Annotated in this window: 18 protein-coding genes; 9 read left to right on the forward strand and 9 right to left on the reverse strand. The window is 64.0% G+C overall.

The window, feature by feature from the left end; all coding sequences use genetic code 11:
- Positions 1 to 88 precede the first annotated feature (88 nt).
- From MRBLMS1_RS26630 to MRBLMS1_RS26640, 3 genes are all read right to left on the reverse strand, one after another.
- Positions 89 to 781: a carbonic anhydrase gene (locus MRBLMS1_RS26630; RefSeq protein ID WP_128139447.1), complete on the reverse strand. Its 693-nt coding sequence runs from the start codon at positions 779 to 781 to the stop codon at positions 89 to 91.
- 61 nt (positions 782 to 842) lie between these two features.
- The gene (locus MRBLMS1_RS26635; protein WP_139091861.1) at positions 843 to 2,228 is read right to left on the reverse strand and encodes a NarK family nitrate/nitrite MFS transporter; all 1,386 of its coding nucleotides are present in this window, start codon (positions 2,226 to 2,228) and stop codon (positions 843 to 845) included.
- Positions 2,225 to 3,469, reverse strand: a complete 1,245-nt coding sequence (locus MRBLMS1_RS26640) for an MFS transporter (RefSeq protein WP_070305910.1) — start codon at positions 3,467 to 3,469, stop codon at positions 2,225 to 2,227. Before MRBLMS1_RS26640 ends, MRBLMS1_RS26635 begins: the two co-directional genes overlap by 4 nt.
- Positions 3,470 to 3,752: 283 nt before the next feature.
- Here MRBLMS1_RS26640 and MRBLMS1_RS26645 point away from each other — a divergent pair, with 283 nt between their 5' ends.
- Positions 3,753 to 4,199: a GNAT family N-acetyltransferase gene (locus MRBLMS1_RS26645; RefSeq protein WP_485883248.1), complete on the forward strand. Its 447-nt coding sequence runs from the start codon at positions 3,753 to 3,755 to the stop codon at positions 4,197 to 4,199.
- A gap of 84 nt (positions 4,200 to 4,283) precedes the next feature.
- Complete coding sequence (locus tag MRBLMS1_RS26650) at positions 4,284 to 4,661, forward strand: SirB2 family protein (protein WP_034751260.1); 378 nt, start codon at positions 4,284 to 4,286, stop codon at positions 4,659 to 4,661.
- Positions 4,662 to 4,734: 73 nt separating this feature from the next.
- On the opposite strand, the gene MRBLMS1_RS26655 is transcribed toward MRBLMS1_RS26650, so the two are convergent.
- Positions 4,735 to 5,376, reverse strand: coding sequence for a hypothetical protein (locus tag MRBLMS1_RS26655; RefSeq protein WP_485883250.1), 642 nt, complete (start codon positions 5,374 to 5,376; stop codon positions 4,735 to 4,737).
- 275 nt (positions 5,377 to 5,651) lie between these two features.
- On the opposite strand from MRBLMS1_RS26655, the gene MRBLMS1_RS26660 reads away from it, so the two are divergent.
- Positions 5,652 to 6,164, forward strand: coding sequence for a hypothetical protein (locus MRBLMS1_RS26660; RefSeq protein ID WP_485883252.1), 513 nt, complete (start codon positions 5,652 to 5,654; stop codon positions 6,162 to 6,164).
- Between the two features lie 10 nt (positions 6,165 to 6,174).
- Here the strand turns inward: MRBLMS1_RS26660 and MRBLMS1_RS26665 are convergent, their stop codons facing one another.
- The 5 genes from MRBLMS1_RS26665 to MRBLMS1_RS26685 all read right to left on the reverse strand — a co-directional run bounded on the left by MRBLMS1_RS26665 (position 6,175) and on the right by MRBLMS1_RS26685 (position 19,020).
- On the reverse strand, positions 6,175 to 7,494 hold the full coding sequence (locus MRBLMS1_RS26665; RefSeq protein ID WP_485883254.1) for a DUF3472 domain-containing protein: 1,320 nt from the start codon (positions 7,492 to 7,494) through the stop codon (positions 6,175 to 6,177).
- 129 nt (positions 7,495 to 7,623) lie between these two features.
- Positions 7,624 to 9,015 (reverse strand): Gfo/Idh/MocA family protein, encoded by a 1,392-nt coding sequence (locus MRBLMS1_RS26670; RefSeq protein WP_200873015.1) that lies wholly within the window; start codon positions 9,013 to 9,015, stop codon positions 7,624 to 7,626.
- Between the two features lie 66 nt (positions 9,016 to 9,081).
- Positions 9,082 to 12,123 (reverse strand): TonB-dependent receptor, encoded by a 3,042-nt coding sequence (locus tag MRBLMS1_RS26675; protein ID WP_485883256.1) that lies wholly within the window; start codon positions 12,121 to 12,123, stop codon positions 9,082 to 9,084.
- A 493-nt stretch (positions 12,124 to 12,616) separates the two neighbouring features.
- Positions 12,617 to 15,562 carry a TonB-dependent receptor plug domain-containing protein gene (locus MRBLMS1_RS26680; RefSeq protein WP_485883258.1) on the reverse strand — a complete coding sequence of 982 codons (2,946 nt, stop codon included), beginning with the start codon at positions 15,560 to 15,562 and terminating at the stop codon, positions 12,617 to 12,619.
- 98 nt (positions 15,563 to 15,660) lie between these two features.
- Positions 15,661 to 19,020, reverse strand: a complete 3,360-nt coding sequence (locus MRBLMS1_RS26685) for a TIM-barrel domain-containing protein (protein ID WP_485883260.1) — start codon at positions 19,018 to 19,020, stop codon at positions 15,661 to 15,663.
- A gap of 347 nt (positions 19,021 to 19,367) precedes the next feature.
- On the opposite strand from MRBLMS1_RS26685, the gene MRBLMS1_RS26690 reads away from it, so the two are divergent.
- Genes MRBLMS1_RS26690 through MRBLMS1_RS26715 form a run of 6 tightly spaced genes read left to right on the forward strand, consistent with a single transcriptional unit; the run spans position 19,368 to position 26,523 of the window.
- Positions 19,368 to 20,516: an AgaS family sugar isomerase gene (locus MRBLMS1_RS26690; protein ID WP_485883262.1), complete on the forward strand. Its 1,149-nt coding sequence runs from the start codon at positions 19,368 to 19,370 to the stop codon at positions 20,514 to 20,516.
- The gene (locus MRBLMS1_RS26695; RefSeq protein WP_485883264.1) at positions 20,503 to 21,450 is read left to right on the forward strand and encodes an ROK family protein; all 948 of its coding nucleotides are present in this window, start codon (positions 20,503 to 20,505) and stop codon (positions 21,448 to 21,450) included. The genes MRBLMS1_RS26690 and MRBLMS1_RS26695 overlap by 14 nt, the downstream gene beginning before the upstream one ends.
- A 5-nt stretch (positions 21,451 to 21,455) precedes the next feature.
- The gene (locus tag MRBLMS1_RS26700; RefSeq protein ID WP_485883344.1) at positions 21,456 to 22,799 is read left to right on the forward strand and encodes a D-tagatose-bisphosphate aldolase, class II, non-catalytic subunit; all 1,344 of its coding nucleotides are present in this window, start codon (positions 21,456 to 21,458) and stop codon (positions 22,797 to 22,799) included.
- A 35-nt stretch (positions 22,800 to 22,834) separates the two neighbouring features.
- Positions 22,835 to 23,602: a DeoR family transcriptional regulator gene (locus MRBLMS1_RS26705; RefSeq protein ID WP_034751280.1), complete on the forward strand. Its 768-nt coding sequence runs from the start codon at positions 22,835 to 22,837 to the stop codon at positions 23,600 to 23,602.
- 3 nt (positions 23,603 to 23,605) lie between these two features.
- A complete protein-coding gene (locus MRBLMS1_RS26710; RefSeq protein ID WP_128139456.1) occupies positions 23,606 to 24,700 on the forward strand; it encodes an N-acetylglucosamine-6-phosphate deacetylase in 1,095 nt (364 codons plus the stop codon).
- A 35-nt stretch (positions 24,701 to 24,735) separates the two neighbouring features.
- The gene (locus MRBLMS1_RS26715) at positions 24,736 to 26,523 is read left to right on the forward strand and encodes an MFS transporter (protein WP_485883266.1); all 1,788 of its coding nucleotides are present in this window, start codon (positions 24,736 to 24,738) and stop codon (positions 26,521 to 26,523) included.
- The last annotated feature ends 14 nt before the right edge of the window (positions 26,524 to 26,537 follow it).

Consider the following 26,537-nt stretch of genomic DNA (forward strand, 5'->3'; position numbering starts at 1 on the left):
AAGGTAGGTCGGATTAGCGAGGCAACGCCACGCGTAATCCGACACATTGTTGACGGCGCCCTGTTGGATTACGCTACGCTAATCCAACCTACTTGCCTGCATCCGGCCAAGGGCGCTCATGCAAATGGCGCGCCCTTTCTATTGGACAGACCAGAGGTAAAAACTGCTGCTGGCGCGCCGAATACGCCATCAGCGCCCCGCTATCGATGTCGAAATACCATCCATGTAATTTCAACACGCCCTGCTCCACCCTGCGCTTGAGCCAAGGGTAGGTGAGCAGGTTGTCCAGCGACTGCAATATGCTGGCCAGCTCGCACGCGTGGTGCTGTTCCGCCGACGAACGGTGCGCCAGTTCGCGCCGCACGCGCTGCGCCACCGGTTCGGCGATGCGCATCCACTGGCCCACGAAGTCCGTTTCCTGCCCTTCCGCGCGCGGCTGCGGTTCCAGCAGCGCGCGGATGCCGCCGCAGCGCGCATGACCGAGCACGATGACCCTGGCCACTTCGAGCTTGCAGACGGCGAACTCGATGGCCGAACTGACGCCGGGCGGCGCGTCCGGGGTGCACGGCGGCACCAGGTTGGCGATATTGCGCACGACAAACATGTCGCCCGGGTCGCTGCCCGTCAGCAGCATGGGGTCGACGCGCGAATCGCAGCAGCCGATCAGCAGGGTCGAGGGCCGCTGCCCGTCGCGCAGGCTGTCGTACAGGGTTTGCGGCTCGCTGAAATACTGCTGTTGAAACAGACTGAAGCCGTTGACGAATTTTTCCAGTTCTTCCATGACTACCTCTTACTGTGTTCAACGCCAGGCAAGCAGGACTCGCCCGGCGTTCTGACGCTGACTAGCAAGGCATCGGCGCGTTCTTGCGCGCATAGCACCACCATGTGATCGCGATGCAGCTGACATAAAAGCCGATGAAGCACCACAGGGCGGCGTCGGGGCTGCCCGTCAGCGCGATCGAGGTGCCATAGCTTTTCGGGATGAAGAAGGCGCCATACGCGGCCACGGCCGAGGTGAAGCCCAGGACGGCCGCGCCTTCCTTGTTGGCGTCGACGATGGCTTGCTCCTGTACCGCCTTGCCCTTGCCGGCCGCCGCGCGCTGGTGTTCCGTCAGGAAGATCACGGGAATCATGCGGAAGGTCGACGCATTGCCGATGCCCGTGCCGGCGAACAGCAGCATGAACATCCAGAAGAAGCCGTTGAAACTGCCACCCACTCCGCCTTGCGGCATGAAGTACAGCACGCCCAGCACGGCGCCGATCATCAAGAGGAAGGACCACAGGGTGACTCTGGCGCCGCCCAGTTTGTCGGAAATCACGCCGCCGGCCACGCGCGCCAGGGCACCGACGAGGGGGCCGAGGAAGGCGTAATCGAGCGGGTTCACGTCGGGGAACTGGATCTTGATCAGCAGCGGAAACGCGGCCGAATAACCGATGAAGGAGCCGAAGGTACCCGTGTACAGCCAGCACATGAGCCAGTTGTGCTTGCGCTTGAAGATCACGGCCTGCTCGGAAAACGATGCTTTCGCCGACGCCAGGTCATTCATGCCGAACCAGGCCAGCAAGGTCGACAGCGCGATGAACGGCACCCAGATGAAACCGGCGTTTTGCAGCCACATGTCCTTGCTCACGCCATTCTTGACCCAGGTGAGCGAGTCGCCGCCCCAGGCGCCGAAGACGGCAAACGTGATCACCAGCGGCACGACGAACTGCACCACCGACACGCCCAGGTTGCCCAGGCCCGCATTCATGCCCAGCGCGAAGCCCTTGCTCGCCTTAGGATAGAAAAAGCTGATGTTGGCCATCGACGAAGCGAAATTGCCACCACCGAAGCCGCACAGCAGGGCCAGGATCAGCATGGTCGGATAACCGGTGTTCACATCCTGCACGGCCAGGCCGATGCCGATGGCGGGAATCAGCAAGGAACCCGTGGAAATGGCCGTCCAGCGGCGCCCACCGAAGATCGGCACCATAAACGAATAGAAGATGCGCAAGGTGGCGCCGGACAGGCCAGGCAAGGCCGTCAGCCAGAACAGCTGGTTGTTACTGTAGGTGAAGCCGATGTTGGGCAGGTTGACTACCACCACGCTCCACACCATCCACACGGCGAATGCCAGCAGCAGCGCGGGGATCGAGATCCACAGATTGCGCGCGGCCGTGGCCTTGCCCGTGTTTTGCCAGAAGCTCGGGGTTTCCGGCTCCCACGTATTGATCATGTAGCGGCTCATGCTTTAGCTCCTGCGAGTTGGTTGGTAGGTGCCGCGCGCAGCGGCTTGAACGAGAAATGCATCCAGATGAGGGAGACGCAAACGGTGCCGTAGAGGAGCATGAAAGAGCTCGAACGCACGCCCGTGAAGTCCACCAGGGCGCCGAACATCACGGGCAGGATGAAGCCGCCCAAGCCGCCGGCCAGGCCGACCACGCCCGAAACGGCGCCGATGTTGTCGGAAAAATCATCACCGATGAACTTGAAGACGGACGCCTTGCCCACGGCCATGGCGATACCGACGATGAACAGCAGCACGGTGAACCACAGCGGCGACAGGCCGATATGGAAGGCCAGCGGACCGGTGACGGTTTCCACGACCATCTGTGTTTGCGGATACGACAGCAGGAAGAAGCACACCCAGCACACCCACATCACGGCCCAGGTGACTTTCGCGGCGCCGTATTTGTCGGAGATCCAGCCGCCCACGGCGCGCAGCACGCCGCCCGGCAGCGAGAAACAGGCGGCCAGCAGCGCCGCGTGTTTCAGGTCGAAGCCGTATTCGGCCACGTAGTACTTCGTCATCCACAGCGCCAGCGCCACGTAGCCGCCGAACACCACCGAGTAGTACTGGCAGTAGCGCCACACGCGCGGATCCTTCAGCACCTTCATCTGTGCGCTGAAGCTTTCGCCCGATGGCGCCAGATGCGATTTGTCCGTGTACGAAAACAGCCAGAAGATGATGGCCGTGGCCAGCATGGCTACCGCATACACCTTGGGCAGCATCTGCCAGCCGAAGGCAGCGACGATACCGGGCGCGACGAACTTGGTCAGCGCGGAACCGGAATTGCCGGCGCCGAAGATACCCATCGCCAGGCCGCGGCGCTCCTTTTCATACCAGCGCGCCACGTAGGGCGTACCGACGGAAAACGAGCCGCCCGCCAGGCCCACGAACATGCCCAGTACGAGGAAGTGCCAGTAGGCGGTAGCGTAGGAGATCAGGTAGATCGGCACCACGCTGGCCAGCATCAGCCAAAAGAAGACGCGGCGTCCGCCGTATTTGTCCGTCCAGATGCCCAAGGGCACGCGCACGAGGGAGCCCGTCAGCACGGGCATGGCGGCCAGCAGGCCGAATTGTGTTTCAGTCAAGCCCAGGCTGGTCTTGATGGGGATGCCCAGTACGGCAAACATCATCCAGACTGCAAAGCAGATGGTAAATGCGAAGGTGCTGCTGATCAGCACGGACGCCTGCTTGCGACGCATGCCGGGTTCGACTGCCTTGTTACTACTGTTGTTCTTAGTGCCATCTAGGGTAGCCACGATGTTTCTCCATGAATGCACTGGCCGTCTGGCCAGCCGTCCCGACCAGCTTACGTGGCAGAGGGGAAAGGCACTATCGGCCACAGGGTGATTCTGGAAAGGCAATCTGGATAGCCGTATCGGCAAAAGTGACTAGATGGCGGGGTATGGACCTAGCCTGGATGGCGGGTGTTTTACAAACGGACGCATTTTTGGCACACTCGGCGCCTGGATAAAAAGGAAAGCCATGCAGGACATTCACGAAACAGACGGGATCATCACGCGCGCGGCCCAGGCTGGCGATGTGGACGCCATGCTGGCCTGCGATGCCTATGCGCAGGCGCACGCCAGCCGGGGCGAGGCCGTGCGCGCCGCCGTCGGCCAGGGGCACTGCCAGGTGGCCATCCACGCTGGCCAGGTGGCAGGCTATGTCCTCACGCGCGACGATTTCTTCGATTACGGCTTTGTCTCGCTGGTGGTGGTCTCGCCCGCCTACCAGCGGCGCGGTGTGGGCGTGGGCCTGCTGGCCGCCGCCGAAGCCGCGTGTCAAACTGAGAAGCTATTCACCTCGACGAACCAGTCCAACTTGGCCGCGCAACGGCTGTTCGCCAGCGCGGGTTTCGTGCGCAGCGGACAGATCGACCATCTCGACGAGGGAGACCCGGAGCTCGTGTACATGAAATGGTGCCGCTGATTGCGCTTCCCTCCGACGGCGTATGGCGCGGCGCGCCAAAGGCGGCTATGCTGGCGCTACTTTGAATAACGACCGCATGGACATATGGACTATCTGAGCCTCAAGCATTTCCACATGGCTTGCGCCGCCGCGAGCGGCTTGCTTTTCCTCTTGCGCGGCGCATGGATGCTGCGTGCCTCGCCCGCCTTGCAGCAGCGCTGGGTAAAAATCCTGCCGCACCTGGTCGACACGGCTTTGCTGGCCAGCGCCATCACCCTGGCCGTATGGAGCGGCCAGTCGCCGGGCAGCCAGCCCTGGCTGGCCGCCAAGCTGTGCGCACTGGTGGCCTACATCGTGCTGGGCACCATCGCGCTGAAACGGGGCAAGACGCCGGCCGTGCGCGGCGCCGCCTTCGCGCTCGCCGTGCTGGTCTTCGCCTACATCGTCGCCGTAGCCGTGACCAAACAGGCCTGGCCGCTCTGATGCAGCAAAAAATGTAGCGCAGGGTCGCGCCTGCAGTACAGAGTGACGCGTGCGCGGCGCGACCTGCAGGTGCTTATTTGGCGCGGTTTCTTTCCTGAATTTCCTTGCCAAGGGCGTCCTCTAGCCACCATTCACGCACCTCGAGCGCCTTGTTCTCGATGCTGGCATTGGCCAGCAAGGGATTTTTCTTCAGGTATGCGATATCTTCCTCGAAATTGTCGTGTATCGAAGCCACTTGCAGGAAACGGTTGGCATCCAGACGTCCCAGGTAGATGACCTTGCCAGCAACGACGTCAAACTCGATCGGCTTCGGCGACGATTCGGAGTACCTGGACCTGAATCCATAGTCAAGCAGCCAGATGATGACGCTGTAGCGTCCCGGCGTCAGCTGCAGCGCAAAGGTGCTGCCCTTGCCCGTAGGTACTTTTGGCAAGACATTCTGCAAGGCGACCTGGCCGGCGGGAGCATGGCTGGATAACCACAGACTTTTTCCCTCGAGGGCGGCAGGGTCGCTGCTGACGATGCCGAACCTGGCGCCATGCGCCTCGAAGACGGAGCTCTCGAACACTGTGCCGACGACAACGCCCTTGGCAAGGTCGGGTGTCGTGTAGGTAAACGCAGGCGCGCTATTGCGGCCGGTGACACAGGCCGACAACAGCGCAGACAGCAAGACGGCGCACGCCAGCGCGCGCAGCATGGTGGTTCGGACAAACATGGATGATCCTGAATAAAATGAAGAAATGGGTCACAAGTGATGGGCAAAGGGCAAAGGACGGCAAGCGCGCCTGTGCCTGCATGAGTCCAGATAAATATTGCTAATTAGAAATATTTTCAGTGTATCCGCCTGGCACGAAAATGTCTAGTTGACAAGTAGTCAAAGGACGCCATACGACTTCTGCGGAACGCGGCAAGCTGCACGGCAATGATAGTATTGGCAACTTCATCGACAAGGCAGCCACCGTGGCCGTGCCGCTCCCCTGAAAGGCAACCATGCTCTTATCCGAACTATTGACCAAGCTGACCTGCGGTGATCTGGAAGGCGAGGAACTCGACGACGCCGTCGCCGCCATCACCGAAGCTCCCTCCGCGCCGCGCGAGGAATGGGTCGACAGCGATGCGCAAGCCTACGCGCTGGAACTCCTCTCGCAGCTGGGCGGCCATATGGCGTCGAGCGACAAGATCGATGAATTGCACGAACAGATACAGGACATGTTCGACGAATTCCCCGACTTCCCGTACGCACTGCTCAAGGAAAGCGGCGGCAGCGTGCTGCCCTATTTCGAGTGGCTGGATACGGAACTGGCGCAGCGCGCCGTGGAAGAAGGCGGCTATGACCTGATCCAGATCGACGGCAACGGCTCCGACGAAATGGATGCGCTGATCGTCTACCGGCGCGACACGGACGACATCATCCAGGCGGCGGCATTGATGGGCGTGACGATAGGCCGGCCGCTCACCTACTATCGCGGCATCGACGCGATGGTAGGCAAGCCACCGGGCTAAGGACCAACGCCTATTGCATCGGCAAGGCGCCCACATCGACGGCCGGCGCCTGGCCCGTGGCCGGGCGCGTGAAGTTCTGGCTGGTCTGCACGTAATTTGCGAAGAAGCCGCCGTTATGCAGGTAGAACTTGCCGTTTTCCAGCCCGCCCGCATAATCCATGCGCTGCGCATTCGTGGCCGTGGCGTCGCCGGTGAACCTTCCCGCCGTCACTTCGGTCCATGTCCCGGAAACGTTCCTGGCCCACTGGTTGCCGAACTGGACGCGGCGCTCCGTGTAGCCCTTCGTGTCGATGAAGTTCTCGAGGAAGGAATGCACGCCCGTCAGATACGTGGATATCGCCGGCCGCTTCCACGTGGCGATGTAGCGCCACTTGCCCGTCTCGGGCGCAAAGAACCAGGCCGAGTAATCGCTGCCGCCATTGCCGTCGGGCCGCGCGCGCGTGATGAAGCGGTACGTCGTTCCGGCCGCCCAGTTATACGACAGATAGGTCTGGCCGCCCGTGCCCTCGCCGCCAAACGCATTGTCGACCACGCCGGCGCCCTTGCTGACCAGTGTGGTCCTGGCGCCATTGTCGGCGTCCCACACGGAGAACAATATCCAGCGCTCGCTCGGTGATTTCACCTGGATGCCCATGTAGCCCTGGCCAAAGCCGTTGGCCATGAAATAGGAACCGATGGCGTCCTGGCCCTGGGGAATCGTCATCTCGTTATAGAAATACTCGGTATTGGCCGGCACCGTATAACCCATGTGCACGGACGGGCCGCGCCGCGACCAGTAGTAGTTGGCGGGGTCATTCGCGTAGTTGAGCGTGGCGTTCGACGTCACCTTCAGCGCCGAGACGTCGCCAAAATAGCCGCCCGCCTTGCTCACGCCGCGCAAGTCCACCTTCACGTAGCCTGGCGCGGCCACGTTGACCGTGCCCACCGCATAGGTCTTGCTGGCCGTTCCCGCCAGGGCCACGTCAAAGGGCTGGCCGTTGACCGTCACGCGCACCACGCTGCTGGTGCTGCCGGCCAGCCTGGCGTCGAGCGCCACCGTCACGGGACCGGCTGCACCGACGCGGAAATACGCGCTGGTCACCGTGTTCGGGCTGGTCCAGTTAGCCAAGCCATTGTCATTGATGATTTCTTGCGCGCTGGCGTCGGCGCTGGTGATGAAGGCATTGCCGGCCAGGGCCACGGTGGCCGGCGTGCCCGTCACGGACGGCAGGCTGCTCGCTGCATGGATCGCGGTGGCGCCGGCACTGCCCCCGCCACCGCTGCCGCAGGCGGCCAGCAACAACGGTGCGCTGGAAAGAACTGCGTAGAGTACTGCATTTCTGTGTTTCATCGACGTCTCCTGGTGGTGAGGCTTTGCGGCGGGCGAACACGGGCCTGCGCACCTGCGCCGCGGTTGAAAAACGGATCGGGACAGAAAAAACCCGCTACGGCAACTGGTGCGGTAGCGGGCGGATGGGGCTTAGTACTTGCCGTCGAGGGCGAAGATCGGCTTGCGCGATTTCCACTGCCCGCCCGTGAAGTCCGGGAAGTCCAGTGTCTGGAAGTTGGCCGCGATCGATTGCTCGGACAGCGGCGTGATGGCACTCCACGTCACGGCATCGTAGATATCGATCGGCATCGGCGCGTTGGCCTTGAGCGCTTCGACAAAGGCGTGGATGACGAAGAAGTCCATGCCGCCGTGGCCCGCGCCTTCGGCTTGCGCCGCGTACTTGCGCCACACCGGGTGCTCATACTTGTCCTGGTAAGCCTTGAAGTCATCCCACTGGTGCGGCTTGCTGACGCCTTCGATATGAATCGAATTGTTCAAGTCCATCCACAGGCCGTCCGTGCCTTGCACGCGGAAGCCCAGCGAGTACGGGCGCGGCAAGCTCGTATCGTGCTGCAGGATGATGGTTTCGCCGTTCTCGCACGCCAGCGTAGTGGTGACGACGTCGCCCAGCTTGAATTTCACCTTGGCGTTCGCATGCTGCGCGCCGCCCGGCTGCTTGACGATGTAGTCGTGCAAGCCGCGCGCCTTGGTGGCGAAGGCGTTGATGCGCGTAAAACGGTTGCCGCGGTTGATGTTGGTGTACATGGCACACGGGCCGATGCCGTGGCTCGGATACAGCTCGCCATTGCGCTCGACCGAATGCTGCGTGCGCCAATGGGCTTCCGACCAGCCCTTCTCGCCGAATTCCACGCCGCCGCCATATGGCTTGGCCGGATTGCCGCTGTTGAATTTCACGGCGCGCAAATCGTGCTGGTAGCCGCCCTGCAGGTGCAGCAGTTCGCCAAACAGGCCCGCGCGCACCATCTGCAGCGCGGCCATCACGTCGCGGCGGTAGCACACGTTTTCCAGCAACATGTACGGCGTGCCCGTCTTCAGCTGGGTATTCAGCACATCCCAGTGGTCTTGCAGGGTGATGCCGGCCACCACTTCGCAGCCGACGGCGATCTTCGCCTGCATGGCGGCAATCGCCATCGGGGCGTGGAATTCCCACGGCGTGGCGATGATCACGCCATCGAGGCCGCCCGCGTCCAGCATGCGCTTGTACGCTTTCTGGTCGCGGTCTTCGCCATACGTGCGCGGACGCGGCTTGCCAGCCTTGGCCACCTGGCCCAGCGCGTGTTTCAGCATGATCGGTTCGATATCGCACAGCGCAACCACTTCCACGTCGTCGCGGCGCACCAGTTCGGCCAGCAGCACCTGGCCGCGCATGCCCGTGCCGATCAGGCCCAGGCGTACCTTGTCGCGGCCGGCGGCGGGTGCGGCGTTGGCCTCGCCAGGCAGCAGTGCGCTGCCGGTCATGGCGCCACCGGCCAGCGCGGCGCTGGCGGACAGGAAATTGCGTCGATTGATTTGTGTCGTCATTGGTCTCTTCTCGCTTCCATTGGTAATGATCGTCGCCGGCCCGCCGCGCGGCAGGCCGGCTGCAGTTTAATAGGTGTATTCCGCCGTGAAGCGCACGGAACGCGGCGCCGTGCGGCCGGCCACCTGCAGATAGCTGCGGGCGATGGCGCCATGGTCTTCGCGCGTCTCGTTGTAGCGGGTCACGGTCTGGCTGTTGAACACATTGAACACGTCCACTTTCAGGCTCAGGCCCTTGACGGCGCTGGGAGTATAGGCCAGATTCATGTCCAGCTGGGCTTGCCAAGGCAGGCGGCCCTGGCTGCCGCGCGGCGCCGCTTTGCCATCGCAATAGAAGTAGGAATCGCCGTAGTCGTTCTCGAACTTCAGGTTGTCGGGCAGCGCGCCGATGCAGTTGCGCGGCGCACCCGACGTCAGCGACAGGTTGGCGCCGACCGTCACGTCCGGGATGACCTGCATGAAGCCGTAGGCCTTGAACGCGTGGCGGTGGTCGCCAGGCAGATAGCCATACGCGTTGTACATCAGTTCCTTGTGGTCGTCGCTGACCGTCAGGCCCACGTCGCCGCCGCCGATGCTGTCCGTCTGGCCTTCCATATTGCCCTTCAGGCCGGACAAGGTGTAGGTCAGCTTGCCGTACCAGCCATTCGTGTACGGGTGCTCGATGAACAGGTTCAGGGCGCGGTAGGTGCGTGCCGGTTTCGGATTGCCCCACTCCGCCGCCGAAATATCCACGCGGCGCAAGCCCTTGCCATCGTCGAAGTCCACCATCAGGCTGTTGTCGCGGCCCGGGTTGATGATGGCGCACTGGAAGCCGCCCCAGTTGCTCGTGTCGACGCTGTTGCGCGTGGCCCAGGCTTGCAGCGGACGCGCATCGCAGGTGTCGTCGTTGGTGTCGTTCAGCTTGCGGTACAGGACGCTGGCGCCCACCACTAGCTTCTTGCTCAGGGCACGTTCGAAACCCAGCGAGAATTCATCCTGCGACAGCGGCTTCAGGCCGACGGCCGTCACTTCGCGCGCATCGCGGCTCTGGCCATACGCATTGTTTGCCGAATACGGCTTGCTGATCGCGTGCAGGCCCGTCGGCGCGCCCGTCACGGGATCGATGCCCGTGTACGTGTACATCTCGCTGGTGGCCAGGAAGGGGCTGGCCATGTTGCTCGACAAATTCGACGGCACAGGCAGGTGGTAGCGGCCGCCGTTGGCGAAGAATTTCAGGGTGCCGTCACCCAGGTAATCCCAGGTGGCACCCACGCGCGGGGCGATCATGTTGCGCTGCGAAATGAAGGCCACGCCATCGGTGCTGTAGTTGGTGAACTGTTCGCGGCGCAGGCCCAGGTCCAGCAGCACCCGTTCCGTGACCTGGTAATGGTCCTGGATGTATTGCGCCGATTGCACGCTGGTCGGGCGCGCCAGGTTGGCGTTCAAGTCCTTGCTGACGTAATAGCCCTGCGCGCCGTAGCCGCCGCCCTGGGCCGGCGTTTCAAAGGCACCGTTGATGGCCCGGTTCGGATCCGTTGCGCGCTGATAGCTCCAGCGGTGGCCGCCGGCCAGGCTCAGGCCCACTTTCGATTCCACGTCGATGCGGTCGATGCCGCCGCGCAGCGAGTGCTTGCCCAGCTTGTATTCGAGATCCAGGCGCTTGGCTTTCTGGCGGTCTTCCGACGATGGGTCGACCAGGGTGCCCGTCACCGTTTGCGGATTGGCGTACGTCAGGCCAGGCACCTGGGTCGAGGTATTCGACGAGGTTTGCGCCAGCAGCGGGTTGTAGCCGTTCGGCGTGCGGGTGTGCGAGGTGCGCGATTCGCCCATCATGGCCGTCACGGTCAGGTTGTCCGTCAGGTAGCCCGTGTACTTGAAGATGTCGATGTTGGCGCCCGGCGCGGCCGATGAACCGCAGCAGTTGACCGTCGTCTCGCCCTTGCCTGCCTGGACGCCATTGCTTGCATGCGTGGCGTAGCTGTAGCCATACGCCTGGCTGTCCGTCTTCGTGCGGTCATACAATTTGGTGTATTCGAAGTGATGGTCGTCCGTCAGATTGTAGTCGAGCTTGGCCATCATGCGGTCCACCTTGCTCTGGCTCGTGCTCCAGCCGCGCGCCAGGGCCGTGCCCGAGTCGGCGGCGGCGGCAACGGACTGGCTGTCCGTGCGCGTCTGTTCCAGCGCCACGAAGGCGAACAGCTTGTTCTTGATCAGCGGGCCGCTGCCGTACAGGCCCACCACCTTGCTGGTGCTACCATTGTCGCGGTTCCAGTACAGCAGGTTGCCGTCCGTCTTGGGATTGGCGCCCGTGTTCGGGTAATAGGTGTTTTCCGGCTCGCCCTTCAGCGAACGGGGAATGATCGAGACCTTGCCGCCGAATTCGACCTTGTTGCCGCCGCTCTTGGTGGTGATGTTGATCACGCCGCCCGTGGAGCGGCCGAATTCCGAACCATAGCCGCCCGACAGTACCTGCAGGTTCGAGATCGCGCCAAACGGCAGCTCCGACGCGCCCACCTGGGTCAGTATGTTCGTGATGGGGAAGCCGTTGACGTAAAACGCGTTTTCCGACTGGCCCGAGCCGCCGATCGATGGCGCATTGCCATACACGCTGTTGGTGCCGCGCGAGACGCCCGGCGTCAGCTGCACGATGGAGGCGACGTCATTGCCGACCGGCAGCGCCTTCAATTCCTTGGCCGTGAAGATCACGCCATTGTTCGTGTTCGACACGTCGATCGGATTGCGCGACGCCTTCACCACGACGGTCTGCTCCTGGCCCACGGTGCCGGCCGCGCTGGCCGGGCCGAAGTTCGCTTCGGCGCCCGCGCCGATCAGGGCTTCGACTTCCTGCGATGCTTCCACCGAACCGGCACGCAGCACGCGCACCGCATAGCGGCCTGGCGGCATGGAGTTGGCCACATAACGGCCCGACGTATCGGGCGTCAGTGTGCGCTGCACGCCCGTCGCCAGGTTTTCCAGCACCACGGTGGCGCCGGCAGGCGCGCTCACTTCGCCAAAAATGGTGCTGGTGGCGTTCGACTGTGCCCAGGCCTGGCCTGGCACGCCGGCCGCCAGGGCGATCACGATCGCGGCGGCGCGGCTGATGTCGCGCAATTTGAGTCGGGTGGTATGCATGGTGTCTCTCCGTCTATATCGAGGGTTATGCGCGCCCTCCCGCTCCAGAGCGAAGCCGGGGGGACGCAATTTTTATGGTGGTCGTCGGAAGGTAGCTCCAGGCAGTTGCACCTTCCGGGAAATCAGTCCGTATCGGCCAATTTTCGTTTTCTTGGGATTACTTTAAAAAGAAAAATAAGTATCGTCAACAAAAAGAAAGTTATAACGGCAATTTATCGCCAAATCTGGCAAATAAAGGCATTTTATCTTTCGATTCAATCTGTTATGCGTCCTACAACTTTCGTTATCGTGGTATGACAGATACACGCGACTGCAGCGAGGTAAGCAGAAATCGTGAATCGGCGCAAAAAAACGGGGAGAAAAACGCGAAAGCAGCCATGGCCATCTGCTTTAACTTACGTTTATCTTTCGTATTGCGCGTTTCGGAATATTGTCTTTTCTTTTTCATGGCAATACCCCGGCCCGCATAGACAGGCCGGGGCAGCGTCACGCTTTAAAAGAACTTGTAGCTGGCCGACAGGGCGAACTGGCGGCCGAACAGGTCCTGGCTATGGTTGTAGCCTTCCCAGCCGTTCGGGTCGTAGTACGGCTTCTTGTTGAACGCGTTTTTCACGTTCAGGCCCACGTCGAGGTTCTTCACCGGCTTCCAGCTGAAGGCCAGGTTGACCGTCGTGTACGACGGCGCGCCCTTGCACTGGCCGGCCGGCAGCGCCACCGAAGCGGCCGTGCAGTTTTCCGGCGTGTTGTCCTTGTCCCAGGGACCGTAGGCCCAGCGCGTCTTGCCCGAGTAGTTGACGAAGACGCTGCTGACGAAGTTGCGGTAGCTCCAGTCGGCGTTGACCGTGGCGCGGTAGCGCGGCGAATCGTAGTAGCCGACGGTGTTGCCCTTGATGTCGCTGCCGTCTTCGCTGTCGTGGGTGTCGCGCTTGCGGATGGTGGCCGCGATGCCGGTACTCAGCTTGCCCCAGTCGCCTAGCCCAAAGCGCGTGCGCGCATCGATGTCCACGCCATCCATCAGGGTGCGGCCCCGGTTCGAATACGAGTTGATCAAGCCGCCCAGGTTGCCCACCGAGTAGCCGGGCACGCCGCCCGCGCACACGCCCGCGTTGGCGGGATTGGCGCACATGGCCGCCACCGCCGCCACGTTGCCCCGGTCCGTATCCGTCAGGTCGTTGCGGATGGCGCTGGGCGTGCCGGCCAGGGTCGGGCCGTACTTGTCCACCAGTTCCGTAAACAGCTCGTTGAAGTCCTGGCGCACGATTTCGTCGCGGCGGTTGATGAACCAGTAATCGATGGAGATGCTCACGTCCTTGGCCGGCTGCAGCACCAGGCCCACGGTCGATATCTTCGCCTTTTCCGGACGCAGGTTCTGGTTCGGCGGCGTCAGGCCGCCCACCGTCGTGGAGCAGTTCGAATTGAGCAAACTCTTGCCCAGGTCAGCATCCGTCGCCACCTTGGACTTCATCAGCGCGCGCGCCATGGCATTCGTTTCATCGCAGCGCACCGTGTCACGGATGCCGCCCACCTGCGCAAAGACGCCACCCGTGCCCGATTCAGCCAGGTTGGGCGCGCGGAAGCCTTCCGAATACGTCCCGCGCAGCATCAGGTCGGGCCGCGCGCGCCAGATCACGCCCAGCTTGGGCGCCAGGTTGGCCGAGAAATGCGGATATTTGTCCAGGCGCGCGGCCGCGTTGACTTCCAGGGTGTCGCTGAGCGGAACCACCACTTCGCCAAACACGGCCGCGATGGTGCGCCGTCCGTCGAACCAGGAACCGCCCTGCTGCGTGATCAGGCCATTGGCCGCATCCGCGTTGCCGGGCGTGAGGAAACTCTCGCGCATGATGTTGGTGCCCACGGCGGCGCGCACTTCACGCTCGCCCAGCTTGAACAGGGTGCCTTCCACCTTCGCATCCCACGTCATCAGCTTGGTCCACGATTCGATGGCGAAGGTTGGATAGGCGGCGCGCACCAGCGCCGCATTCGCCTCGCTGATTTCGCCGAACTGGTAGGCGGGATTGTCGGAGATATACGTGCGGCCGCTGACGGGGTCTTTCGTGAACGGCCCGAATGCCTGCTCGAAGCCCTTGATGTTGATGTTCGCCGTCTGGAACAGCGTCGAATGGCTGCCCGCCACGCTGAGCGCCGTTTCAAAATCCCAGCCACCGCCGATGCTGCCGCGCAGGCCGACGAGCGCGCGGTAGTTTTCATCGACATTCTTCTGGCCGAAGTGGCCTTGCGCATCCTGCAGCAGGTAATTCAAGCCGGCCGCGCCGCCCATCTTGGCCACCATGTCGGCATCGAGCTTGCCTTTCAGGTAGACGTTGTTGGGGCTCAGGAAAGGCGTGGCAAACGTGTTCAGGGTATTGCCCGTGTTGCGCGCGAACCAGTTGTTCGTGCTGCCGCTATTGAAGCTGGACGGGCCATTCTCGCCGCGCATCTTGATGTGGGTGAAAGCGCCTTCCGCGAACGCCTCCATGTCGCCACCGAGCTTCAGCCGGCCGCTCACGTAGGCCGTGGCACGCTCCGAGGTGGGGCCCGTGTCGAGCTGGTTCGGCAGCGCATTCCACACGCAGCGCGTGCCCGACGCCTCGGTGATGCTGGTGTTGCAGCCATTGACGGCGCGCTGGGTGCGCGCATTGTTCTTCGCCTTGTCGAAGACAAAGAAGGTCCCGGGATTCATCACGCCCGGTTCGCTGCCGACGCCCACGCGCATGTTCGGGATGAAATTGGGATTGTTCACATAAAAATACGAGGGGCGCTTGCGCCAGGTGTCGGCCAGCGCGATGCGGTCGCGCTGGTAGACGTTCACGGAACCGTAGATGTTGTAGCCATCGCTGGCCAGGTCGCCCAGGCCATACAGCACGCTGGCCTGGCGCTCGCCATACGATTTCACGCTCGGTGAAAACTCGCCGTTGGCGCGCGCTTCCAGGCCCTGGTACGACTTCTTGGTGATCACGTTGATGACGCCGGCCACGGCGTCGGAGCCATACACGGCCGACGCACCGTCAGTGAGGATTTCCATGCGCTCGATGGCGGCGGCGGGGATGGCATCGATATTGACGAACATGGTCTGGAAACCGGCCGGCGCGCCATAGAACGACAGGCGGCGGCCATTCAAAAGCACCAGGGTGCCCTGCGCGCCCATGCCGCGCAAGTTCGCTTGCGAACCGCCATCGGAACCCGTAAACATCGAGCGGAAATCCTGCTGCGCCGGACGGGCGGCGGGCAGGTTGTCGAGCACCTGCAGCAAGGTGAGCGCACCCATGTTCTCGATCTGCTTGGCGTTGATCACCTGCACGGGCGACGCCGTCTCCGCGTTGATGCGCTTCAGGCTGGACCCCGTCACTTCGACACGCTGCAGTTTCTCCTCCTCCGCCGCCAGCGCCGTCGACGCCAGCCCTACCGCCACCATCGCGGCCATCATTTTTTTCAAGTGCATTCTCAACTCCCTTTTTATAAGTGATTTGTTTTCGTCAGGTTGCAAGAGCCCCTCCCCGGTCCGAAGAGGGGCTCTTTTTAGTGAAATGATTGAAGTAGTTAGCGCGGCTTGACTGTCGCGCCTTCCGTGCCGGTGAGTACGGCATTGGCCCAGTTGCCGCAGACCTGGGCCGGGTGGGCGCCGCGCGCGCCCAGGGTGCGCAAACTGAGCTGGCTCAGGCCGCGCACGTCGATTTCGGGTTTGACCACCCCGGGAGCCGTGACCAGGCCGCTGTCATACAGCAGCCGCTCGCCGCTCCATACCTGGAATTGCAAGCCGCCAGCGCTGCGGCAGCTATCGTCCACGCCCAGGTCGGCGCGCAGCAAATTCCAGTTGCCCGCCAGCTGCAAGTCGATGCGGCTGGCAGGTCCCACGCCGAGGCCCTTGCGGAACCACAGCCCGTTCATGCGCATTTCGGCCGCCTTGCCGGCTGGCCGGTCTTTCGCGATAGTCTTCGGCAGCGCCAGGTCCGACAGATAACGCTGCACTTCCTCGCCGTCGGCCACGCGGTGTTCGAGCACGCGGAATGCGGACAAGGTGACGGGCGCCACGTCGGTCGCCAGCGCCACGTCGAACGCGCGCGCCACCGGCCCGGCCTGCGCCGCCGTCACCATCGGGTCCAGGGACGCCGCGCCATCGCCTTCCGGATTTTGCGTGCTCATGACGCGGAAGCGCAGCAAGCGCCCGGCCGTGGCGGGGAAATTGATCGTCTGCGTGCCTTCCTGCAGCTTCAAGGTGCCCCGCTGCAGTGGCGCGCCCCACTCGCCGTTGTTGTCGCCGATGTAGATTTCATAGTCGCGCACCTGGCCATGCTTCCAGTGCTGGTCGTTGCGCGGCGCCAGTTCGATGCCGTCCACCAGGCGCCGTTCCGTAAAGCCGATCACCCATTCATGCGGGCCGCTTTTCACGGACGGGCTGCGCACGGTGCGGAACCACGTCTCCGGCTTGCCATCGAAAGCGTTTTCCAGCGGATAGCCGCTTTCTTCCGCAGGACGCGCCACCACCTGCATGGCGTCGGCCGGCAAGGCGCGGCCCGGCACGGGAGCGGCCGGGAAGTCGGCATCGACTCTGGCTACGGCCAGCGCGCCGGCAACCTGCAAAATCAAAGGTTGGCGGATATCCTGCGCCGCCACTTTCACGTCCAGGGTGCCTTGCCTGTCCGCCGCGTCGAAGAACCAGCCCTCTGCCGCCTTGTCGTAGGCGGCACGGCCGGCGGCTGCCGCGATCAGGCGTTCGCCGGCGCGCACGGCGGCCGGTGCCTGGCCCGCCAGCATGCGCAGTGCATAGCCGCGGCGCGCTTCCTGGCCCTGGTACTGGCCATCGACGGCGCCGATGTCGACCTGCACGTCGGCGCCCGTCTGGCGCATGCGGATGACTTGCTGGCTGAAGGCGCCGCCCTGGTACTGGCGCGTGTTGCCATCGTCTTCATACAGGGTGTAGTCGGAATCGCCGTGCGGGTAGATATCGAGGGTCAGCTGGTCCTTCGGCTTCTGGCCGTCGTACAGCATTTCCGGATACATGGGCAGAATGGCGCCGGCGCGCACGAACACGGGCAGTTTATCGAGCGTCACCTGCATATCGAGGTCCCGTCCCTTGGCGTCGGCCGTGGCCTGGCGGCCGTCCCAGTAGTCGTACCACGTGCCCTGCGGCAGGTGGATGCCCTTGCGCCAGCCGCCGCTGACGGCCTGGCTGCGGTAGACAGGCGCCACGAGCACGTCGCGGCCCAGCAGGAACTGGTATTTATACGCTTCCGTGTAGGCGGCCGGGTCTTGCGGATAATCCCACATCAGACCGCGCACCAGCGGCGCGCCCGATTGTTCCGCTTCACGCACGAGCGTATACATATACGGCGTGAGGCGCATCTTGAGTTTCAGGTAGCGGCGGTTGATGTCGCGGTACGGTTCATCGAACCACCACGGATGCTTGCGCTCGGCAGCGGCCCAGCCGGACATGCCCATCAGGACGGGCGTAAAGCTTTTCCACTGCAGGTCGCGCAGATAGGTTTCCGGGCTGCCGCCAAAGATGGCGTCCACGTCGCCCGATGCATACGCTTGGCCAGACAGGCCCGAGCCGATCAGGGTCGGGATGTGCCAGCGGATGTAATCCCAGCTGGCGCTCTGGTCGCCCGTCCACGCCACGGCGTAGCGCTGGATGCCAGCCCAGCCCATCACCGTCCACAGGAACGGCCGGCTGTCGGAATTGTTCAGGATGCCGTCGTAGGCGGACTTGTTCGCATCCATGGCGAACTGGTAGCCCTTGCCCGTCCACGCCACGTCGAGCTTTTGCACGCGGCTGCCCGCCTGGCCCACTTCCCAGGCGATCTTGTCGACGCCGTTTTCCGTCCACAGGCCCGTGCGGAAGCCATAGCCGGCCAGGCCCTTCACCGTTTCCGGCAAGTTCGTGTAGCCGCAACCATAGCCATCGTTGGGCAGGATCCAGCCGCCCGGCATGTCGTGTTCGCGGTACTGGCGCGCCACGGTTTCCACCACGTCCAGCGTCTTGCCGGTGGGGCCGTCCGTCCAGTTCTTCGGCACGGAACCGGGTTTTTTCACGTTGTCGCCATCGTTGTAGCAATCGGCGTCGCCGTATTCCAGCGCCCAGCGGGGCAGCATGCGCGCGCGGCCCGTCAAGTCCGTGTAGCGGGCGACGACGTCGCGCAAGTCCTTGCCGACGAAGAAATACGCATCGAAGCGGCCTTCCGCGTGCTGCAGCGAGATCTGCTCCTTGTCACGCAAATCGTAATTGCCGTCGGACCAGGTATTGCGCAGCATGCCCCAGCCGCGTGAACTCATGAGAAATGGCGCGGGATTCGGCCGGTCGCCCTCTTCCCAGCCGCCCGAATACGACACGGGCACCTGCTTGCCCTTGAATTCGAAGCGGCCATTTTGCTGGCCGCCGCCGAAATAACGCTCGCCCGGCAGGCTCGAAAGCACCTGCACGCCCCGCTTGTCGTCGAGCGACAGCGGCTGTACCTCGCGCCACAGCGGCACCGCATCACCGTTGCGGAAAAGAGTAAAGCGCAGCGGTTTGCGGTCGATGCGCAGGCTCAGGGCTTCGGTACTGATCAGGATATGGTCGGACTGTTCCTTGATCTGGTAGGCCACCTGCGCAGCAGGCTGGCCCACGACGATGGGCGCGGCCTTGTCGCCAGGCCCCGTCAAGCCTGCCTTGCCGCCCGCCTGGATGCGCAGCACGTCCACCTGCGGCAGGCTGATACGCAGCTGCACGCCCGTATCGCTGCGCACATCCCAGCCCAGCGCCTCGCCCTTGGCCACGTCGGCCGCATGCACGGCACTCAAGCTGGCCAGATTACCGATAGGTGCGGCCTGCAGGCCCGGTGCGGCCAGGGTGGCAAGGGCGGCCAGGGCGGCCAGGACACAGGCGGCAAGGGCGCGGCGGGGAAGCGGGAGAGGTCTCATCAGGCGGCTTTCAGAAAATTGAAGTGATGGAAATACTTTAAGAAGAAAAATAAATATCGTCAATAAAAAGAAAGTTAAAGCGGCAATTTATTAATAAAATGCCCAGAATTGGCGCATTTATCTTACGATTCACCAAAATGTTACAAAACATACTTTCGTTATCGTGGCATTTCAGCGACAGGCCGCGCCGCCACTGGCTTTTTCGCTGCACCGCAGCATGCTTCAGAGCCATTAAAACGACATTATTTCGCAAGCCGCCCAACTATTTACTTTCGTTTTACTTTCGTATTTGACTTTTCGAAATTTAGTATTTATGCTTTCTCCAACAAACACTTTACTGACCTCTCATGACTACCCTTCTTCAGCGTGACATTCAAACCTGGCGCGACATCGGCGGCCTGCACACGGCCGAGGAAATCGCCCACCAGCCAGCCATCTGGCGCGCGCTGGCCGGCATCTTGCGCAAGGAGCAGGCAGCACTGGCCGCCTTCCTGGGCGACGCGCTGTCCAATCCGCAGCAGCGTGTCATCCTGACGGGCGCCGGCAGCTCGGCCTATGTGGGCGAAATCGTCGTCGATACCCTGAACGCGGCCTGGCCCGCGCAGATCCGCGCCATCGCCACCACGACTTTGCTGACGCACCACGAGCTGTACCTGGAAGCGGATGCGCCCACCCTGCTCGTCTCGTTTGCCCGCAGCGGCGACAGCCCGGAAAGCCTGGCGGCCGTGGAACTGCTGCGCCAGGTCGTGCCCGGCGCGCGCTTTTTGAACATCACCTGCAATGCGGACGGCAAGCTGGCGCGCCAGGGCGCGAACGATGCCAACACCTACAACCTGCTGATGCCGGAAGGCAGCTGCGACCGCGGCTTCGCCATGACCAGCAGTTTCAGCAGCATGCTGCTGGCGGCCCTGTCGGTGCTGGGCAAGGATACTGATTTGTCGCGCCTGGACACCCTGGCGCAGCTGGGCGAACAGGCCTTGCGCGACTGGTCGGCGCCCGTGGCGGACCTGGGTTCGACACCGGTGCAGCGCGTCGTCTACCTGGGCAGCGGCCCGCTGGAAGCGCTGGCCAAGGAAGCCGCATTGAAGATCCTGGAATTGACGGGCGGGAGAGTGATGGCGATGGCCAATACGCCGCTGGGTTTCCGCCACGGCCCGAAATCGGCCGTCACCACAGAGTCCCTGGTGATCCTGCTGCGCAGCAGCAAGCCGCTGGCGCGCCAGTACGAAGACGACCTATTGAAAGAACTGCAGCGCGACAGCGTGGCGCAGACGTGCCTGACTGTCGGTATCGGCGGTGACTTATCTGTCAACTTATCTGCCGATGCGCCGGTCTGGCCCGACGCCTGGCTGGCCCCGCTGTGGCTGCTGATGGCGCAGCAATATGCGCTGCACCAGTCCGCGCTGCTGCAACTGCGTCCCGACAATCCATTCGCCGGCGGCATCGTCAACCGTGTCGTGCAAGGCGTCACCATCTATGGCCATGACCAATTCTAATCACACAGCCGGCTACCACGGCATCGACATCGGCGGCAGCAAGATGGAGCTGGTCGCCTTTGCCGACCGCGACGGCGCGCTGGAAGAAGTGTTCCGCGAACGGGTCGCCACACCCGGCGACGATTTCAACGCCTTCGTGCAAGCCATCACCGGCCTGGTGGCACGCGGCGACGCGGCGCTGGGCACGACGGCGCCCGTCGGCATCGGCTTGCCTGGCGTGATCGACAGCGCCAGCGGCCGCCAGCTCAGCTCCAACGTGCCGGCCCTGAACGGCCGCCTCGTGGCGCAAACCCTGCAGCAAGCCTTGCGGCGCCCTGTCGCCATCGGCAACGATTGCCAGTGCTTCGCCCTGTCGGAAGCGCAAGGCGGCGCGGCAGACAACGCCGCCAGCATGTTCGGCGCCATCCTCGGCACGGGCGCCGGCGGCGGCTATTGCGTGGGCGGCCAGCTGCTGCGCGGCTTTAACGGCGTGGCCGGCGAATGGGGCCACTGGAGCCTGCCCGCCACCCTGCTCGCGCAGCATGGCCTGGCCGGTTACGACTGCCCGTGCGGCAAGGCGGGCTGCCTGGAACGCTATGTTTCCGGCCCCGCCATGCGCAAACTCCACGCCCACTTCGGCGGCGACGGCGCCGAGCCTCTGGCCATCGTCGCCCGCGCCAACATGGGCGACGCCGTGGCCCAGCGCACGGTGGCCGTGCACCTCGATGTGCTGGGCCACGCGCTGGCCGGCCTCGTGCTGGCCTATGACCCGCACGTCATCGTGCTTGGCGGCGGCCTGTCCAAGCTGCCGCACCTGTACGACAAGCTGCCGGCCGCCGTGAAGCGCCATCTGTTCCCCGGCGTGCACGTGCCGCCGATACTGCCGCCCCGCTTTGGCGACGCCGGCGGCGCGCGCGGCGCGGCCCTTTTGATACGACAACATACAAAGGCGTAAACATGATGAAGCAAGCGGAAAACCCGACTTTTACCCTGTCCCCGATCCAGCAAGTGATCAAGGCGCACCGCCGCGGCGAGCGCGTGGGACTGTACGCCGTCTGCTGCAGCCATCCTAGCGTGCTGCGCGCCGCCATGCGCGTGGCCAGCGAGTACGACACCGTGCTGCTGGTCGAGGCGACGTCGAACCAGGTCGACCAGTTCGGCGGCTACACGGGCATGACGCCGGCCGTTTTCCGCGACACCATGCTGGCACTGGCCCGCGAACAGGGTTTCCCCGCCAGCCGCCTCGTGCTGGGCGGCGACCATCTGGGCCCGAACGCCTGGCAGCACCTCGATGCGGCCACCGCGATGAACCACGCCGAAACCCTGATCGCCGCATATGCGTCGGCCGGCTTCCATAAGATCCACCTCGATTGCAGCATGCGCTGTGCGGACGATCCCTTGCAGCTCGACGATGAAACCGTGGCCGCCCGTTCGGCGCGCCTGTGCATCGTCGCCGAAGAGGCAGCGGCCGCCGCCGGCTTCGCGCCGCCCGTCTATGTGATCGGTACGGAAGTGCCGGTTCCCGGCGGCGAAGCGTCGCTGGCGCAGGCCGGCGCCGTCACCAGCCCGCAGGCGGCGCGCCGCACCTTGGACGTGCACCGCCGCGCCTTCCTCGACAAGGAATTGCATGGCGCCTGGCGCCGCGTCATCGCCATGGTGGTGCAGCCGGGTGTCGATTTCGACCAGAGCAGCATCCAGCACTACGATGCCGATGCCGCCGCCGAGCTCTCGGCCTTCGTTGCCGAGCAGCCGGGCCTCGTGTTCGAAGCCCATTCCACCGACTACCAGCGCGAAACGGCGCTGCACGCCATGGTGCGCGACCATTTCGCCATCCTGAAAGTGGGCCCGGCCGCCACCTTCGCCCTGCGCGAAGCGCTGTTCGCCCTGTGCCAGATCGAGGAGGAACTGCTGCCGGCGCACGCCACCTCGCAACTGATGCAGGTGCTCGACGACGTGATGGTGGCCAAGCCGAAGAACTGGATCAAGCATTACCTGGGCACGCCGGACGAGCAGCGCCTGATGCGCCGCTACGGCTTGAGCGACCGTTGCCGCTATTACTGGGGCGAACCGGAAGTGGCGGCCGCCGTCGCCAAGCTGCTGGCCAACCTGGATACGGTGGCCATTCCGCTGCCGCTGTTGAGCCAGCATTTGCCGGAACAGTATCTGGCCGTGGTGCAGGGCAGCTTGCCGGCACAGGCGCCGGCCCTGATCGAGCACAAGATCGGCAGCTTGCTGGCGCAATATGCGCGCGCCTGCAACCGCAATGCGGCAGTCCCCGTCATTGCCGAAGCGGCAATCTGTTAAGCTCGGTATTTTCACTTTTTACCGAGCCCGCCACCATGCGAAATACCAGCCAACGCCGTGAATCCATCCTCCAAATGCTTGCCCAGCAGGGCTCGGTGCAAGTGACCGACTTGGTGGAAAAGCTCGGCGTGTCCGCGGTCACCATCCGCAGCGACTTGAATGCGCTGGAAGCGCAAGGCATGGCCACGCGCAGCCACGGCGGCGCGACCCTGACGCGCACGCCCCCGCTTGAACACACGATACGCCAGAAGGATGCCATCAACCACGAGCAGAAGGAGCGCATCGGCGCGTATGCGGCGCGGCTGGTGGAGCCGGGCGACAACATCATCATCGACTCGGGCACCACCACCATCTCGCTGGCGCGCCATCTGCGCGACGCCACCGGCGTAACGGTGGCCACGAATGGCCTGAACATCGCGTGGGAACTGGCCGACGCACCCGGCGTGGACCTGATCCTCACGGGCGGCCTGCTGCGCAAGCAGTCGCTGTCGATCCAGGGCAGCCAGGCGGAAACCTGTCTGCAGGCCTACAGCTTCGACAAGCTGTTTCTGGGCGTCGACGGCTTCGACCTGCAGTTTGGCGTGACCACCCACCACGAAGCGGAAGCAAGCCTGAACCACAAGATGGTGGAACGGGCCAAGAAAATCATCGTCCTCACGGACGCCTCCAAGTTCGGCCGCGTCAGCCTGCACCGCATCGTGCAGCTGGACCGGGTCGATACCGTCATCACCGATGCCAGCATCAGCCAGGAATACCGCGAAGGGCTGCAAAAGCTGGGCATCGAACTTTTTATAGCGGAATAACACATGCTGAGCGGCAGAATCCTTACCCCATCTGGCTGGATCACGGGCACCATCACCTTTGACCAGCGCATCGTCCAGATACAAGAAGACCCTGCCGCAGACAGCGCGCTGACCATCCTGCCCGGCTTCATCGACCTGCACGTGCACGGCGCGGCCGGCGTCGACATCATGGAAGGCGGGAACGCGGGCGCCACCGTGGCGCAAGTGCACGCGCGCCACGGCACCACGGCCCTGCTGGGCACGACCCTGACAGCCAAGGAACCGTCGATCCTGCGCGCCCTGCAAGGCCTGGCCGGCGTCATCGCCGAGCGCCCAGCCAACGGCGCGCGCATGCTGGGCGTGCACCTGGAAGGACCGTTTTTGAATTTGCACCGCCTGGGCGCGCAGCCGCCGGACGTCGTGCAGGCCAGCCTCGCGCTGGTGCAGCGCTTTCACGCCATCGCCCCCATCAAGGTCTTGACCATGGCGCCGGAAATCCCCGGCCACCTGGAACTGATCCCGCAACTGGCGGCGATGGGCATCCGCGTGCAGATCGGCCACAGCGCCGGCACGTATGACGAAGGCGTGGCGGCGTTGAACGCCGGCGTGTCCGGCTTCACGCACCTGTACAACGGCATGACGGGCATGACCCATTACGACCCGGGCATGGTGGGTGCGGCCCTCGCGCACGCTGAATATGCGGAAATCATCCCCGACCTGCAGCACGTGGCCAAGGGCGCCCTGCGCGCGGCCCTGCGCGCCATCCCGCGCCTGTACGGCGTGACGGACGCCACTTCGGCCACCGGCATGCCCGATGGCGAGTACGGCCTGGGCACGCAGCGCGTCTACAAATGCCTGGGCTGCGTGCGCCTGGCCACGGGTTCCTTGGCCGGCAGCGTGCTGACCATGGACCAGGCCCTGCGCAATTTCGTCGATCTGGGCCTGGACCTGGCCGACGCCTCGAACCGCTTGTCGCTGTACCCGGCCGACTACCTGGGCGTATCCGACCGGGGCCGACTGGCGCCGGGCGCCTGGGCCGATATCGTCGTCCTCGATTCTACATTACAGCCAGTGTCCGTCTTCGTCGAAGGCGCGGCCATCGATCTTTCCACCCGCTAGACCATCCACAACCTCAACCCCGTCCCGGAGTTACCATGCACGACACGTCACACAAGGCCCCCGTGTGGGCCATGCGCTACCTGCTATTTATTGCCGGCATGGGGGGATTGCTGTACGGCATAGACATCGGCATCATCGCCGGCGCCCTGCCCTACCTGGAATCGACGGCCTCCGTGGCCTGGAAACTGACGGCCCAGCAGCTGAGCTTTATCGTCGCCGCCGTGCTCCTGGGTTCCGTGCTGTCGTCGCTGTTCGCCGGCGCCCTGGCCGACCTCTTGGGCCGGCGCTGGGTGATGTTCCTGGCCGGCGCCCTGTTCAGCGCCAGCATCCCGCTGATCGCGCTGGCCGACGGCTACACGCCGCTGCTGCTGGGCCGTCTGCTGCAAGGCATCAGCGGCGGCTTGATCGGCGTCGTCGTGCCTTTGTACCTGGCTGAATGCCTGCCCGCGCAGCAGCGTGGACGCGGCGCCGCCCTGTTCCAGCTGCTGCTGACCATCGGCCTGGTGGCGGCCGCCCTGATCGGCCTGATGCAGGCGCAGACGGTGGAAACGGCCACGCAGGCGGCGCAAGCGTTGCCGGAAGCGGGCCGCATTGCCGCCATCTTCACGGCCAAGGACCAGGCCTGGCGCAGCATCTTCTGGGTCTGTCTGACGCCGGGCCTCGTGTTTACCGTCGGCGCCCTGCTGCTGGCCGAGTCGCCGCGCTGGCTGGCGCAACGGGGCCGCATCGAGCAGGCGCGCCAGTCGCTGCTGCGCACGCGTTTGCCCGCCGCCGCCGACGTCGAGCTGCGCGAGATGCAAGATACGCCCGAGAATACGGCCAAGGCCAGCGGCAAGGCGAAAGATCCGCTGCTGAGCCGCCGCTACGTGCTGCCCTTCCTGCTCGCTTGTTTGATCCTCGCCTGCACGCAGGCGACGGGCATCAATTCCATCCTCGCCTACGTCGTCAATATCCTGAACCAGGCAGGCCTGTCGGGCGCCTCGGCCAATATGGCGGACGTCTTGCTGAAAGTACTCAATGCCGTGATGACGGTGGTGGCCGTGCTGCTGGTCGACCGCAAGGGCCGCAAGTTCCTGCTGATGCTGGGCACGGGCGGCATCGTCGTCTCGCTGCTGGCGGCCGGCCTGCTGTTCCGCGGCGCCGAAGCCCACCTGGCCGACGTGCGCCCCGCCATCGCCGCGCAGGTCCAAGCGGACGGCCTGGCCTTGCAGCTCGATGCGGCCGCCTTGACGGCCCTGGGTGCGGCGGCCGACGGCACGCCGCAGCAGCTGACCATCGCCTACGCCTACGGCCCGTTCACCAACGTGAAAAGCCTGCGCAGCGACGATCCCGTGCTGCGCCAGGTGACGATCGCCCGCGACGACGCCGTGCAGCCCGACAGCGTGATCGGCGCGTTCTTCCGCAAGCTGCACCTGAACCCGTTCGCCGATCCGGCCGCCGGACGCGAAGCGCCGCTGCGCATCGAGAAGGCCAGCCTGGGTCCCGTGCCCTCGTCCACGCACGGCTGGCTGGTGGCGATCGCCATCTGCGTGTTCGTGTCCAGCTTTGCCGTGGGACCGGGCGTGTGCGTGTGGCTGGCCCTGTCCGAACTGATGCCGACGCGCATCCGCTCGAACGGCATGAGCATCGCCCTGCTCGTCAACCAGTTCGTCTCGACGGTGATCGCCGCCATCTTCCTGCCGACCGTCGGCTTGCACGGTTATTCGACCCTGTTCTTCTTCGGCGCCGGCTGCACGGTGCTGTACTTCCTGGCCGCCGCGTTTTTGTTGCCGGAGACCAAGGGCAAGACCTTGGAAGAGATCGAAGCGCACTTTGCCAAGTAAGCGAGAGTAACCAA

This window comes from Massilia sp. LMS1-1-1.1 (assembly GCF_040815535.1).
In the GTDB taxonomy this organism is placed as follows: Bacteria; Pseudomonadota; Gammaproteobacteria; order Burkholderiales; family Burkholderiaceae_D; genus Janthinobacterium; species Janthinobacterium aestuarii.

Excerpts from the sequence above, each read along its gene's own strand:
- MRBLMS1_RS26630 (WP_128139447.1), bottom strand. The coding sequence starts at position 781 with ATGGAAGAACTGGAAAAATTCGTCAACGGCTTCAGTCTGTTTCAACAG.
- MRBLMS1_RS26635 (WP_139091861.1), bottom strand. The coding sequence starts at position 2,228 with ATGAGCCGCTACATGATCAATACGTGGGAGCCGGAAACCCCGAGCTTC.
- MRBLMS1_RS26640 (WP_070305910.1), bottom strand. The coding sequence starts at position 3,469 with ATGCGTCGCAAGCAGGCGTCCGTGCTGATCAGCAGCACCTTCGCATTT.
- MRBLMS1_RS26645 (WP_485883248.1), top strand. The coding sequence starts at position 3,753 with ATGCAGGACATTCACGAAACAGACGGGATCATCACGCGCGCGGCCCAG.
- MRBLMS1_RS26650 (WP_034751260.1), top strand. The coding sequence starts at position 4,284 with ATGGACTATCTGAGCCTCAAGCATTTCCACATGGCTTGCGCCGCCGCG.
- MRBLMS1_RS26655 (WP_485883250.1), bottom strand. The coding sequence starts at position 5,376 with ATGTTTGTCCGAACCACCATGCTGCGCGCGCTGGCGTGCGCCGTCTTG.
- MRBLMS1_RS26660 (WP_485883252.1), top strand. The coding sequence starts at position 5,652 with ATGCTCTTATCCGAACTATTGACCAAGCTGACCTGCGGTGATCTGGAA.
- MRBLMS1_RS26665 (WP_485883254.1), bottom strand. The coding sequence starts at position 7,494 with ATGAAACACAGAAATGCAGTACTCTACGCAGTTCTTTCCAGCGCACCG.
- MRBLMS1_RS26670 (WP_200873015.1), bottom strand. The coding sequence starts at position 9,015 with ATGACGACACAAATCAATCGACGCAATTTCCTGTCCGCCAGCGCCGCG.
- MRBLMS1_RS26675 (WP_485883256.1), bottom strand. The coding sequence starts at position 12,123 with ATGCATACCACCCGACTCAAATTGCGCGACATCAGCCGCGCCGCCGCG.
- MRBLMS1_RS26680 (WP_485883258.1), bottom strand. The coding sequence starts at position 15,562 with ATGCACTTGAAAAAAATGATGGCCGCGATGGTGGCGGTAGGGCTGGCG.
- MRBLMS1_RS26685 (WP_485883260.1), bottom strand. The coding sequence starts at position 19,020 with ATGAGACCTCTCCCGCTTCCCCGCCGCGCCCTTGCCGCCTGTGTCCTG.
- MRBLMS1_RS26690 (WP_485883262.1), top strand. The coding sequence starts at position 19,368 with ATGACTACCCTTCTTCAGCGTGACATTCAAACCTGGCGCGACATCGGC.
- MRBLMS1_RS26695 (WP_485883264.1), top strand. The coding sequence starts at position 20,503 with ATGACCAATTCTAATCACACAGCCGGCTACCACGGCATCGACATCGGC.
- MRBLMS1_RS26700 (WP_485883344.1), top strand. The coding sequence starts at position 21,456 with ATGAAGCAAGCGGAAAACCCGACTTTTACCCTGTCCCCGATCCAGCAA.
- MRBLMS1_RS26705 (WP_034751280.1), top strand. The coding sequence starts at position 22,835 with ATGCGAAATACCAGCCAACGCCGTGAATCCATCCTCCAAATGCTTGCC.
- MRBLMS1_RS26710 (WP_128139456.1), top strand. The coding sequence starts at position 23,606 with ATGCTGAGCGGCAGAATCCTTACCCCATCTGGCTGGATCACGGGCACC.
- MRBLMS1_RS26715 (WP_485883266.1), top strand. The coding sequence starts at position 24,736 with ATGCACGACACGTCACACAAGGCCCCCGTGTGGGCCATGCGCTACCTG.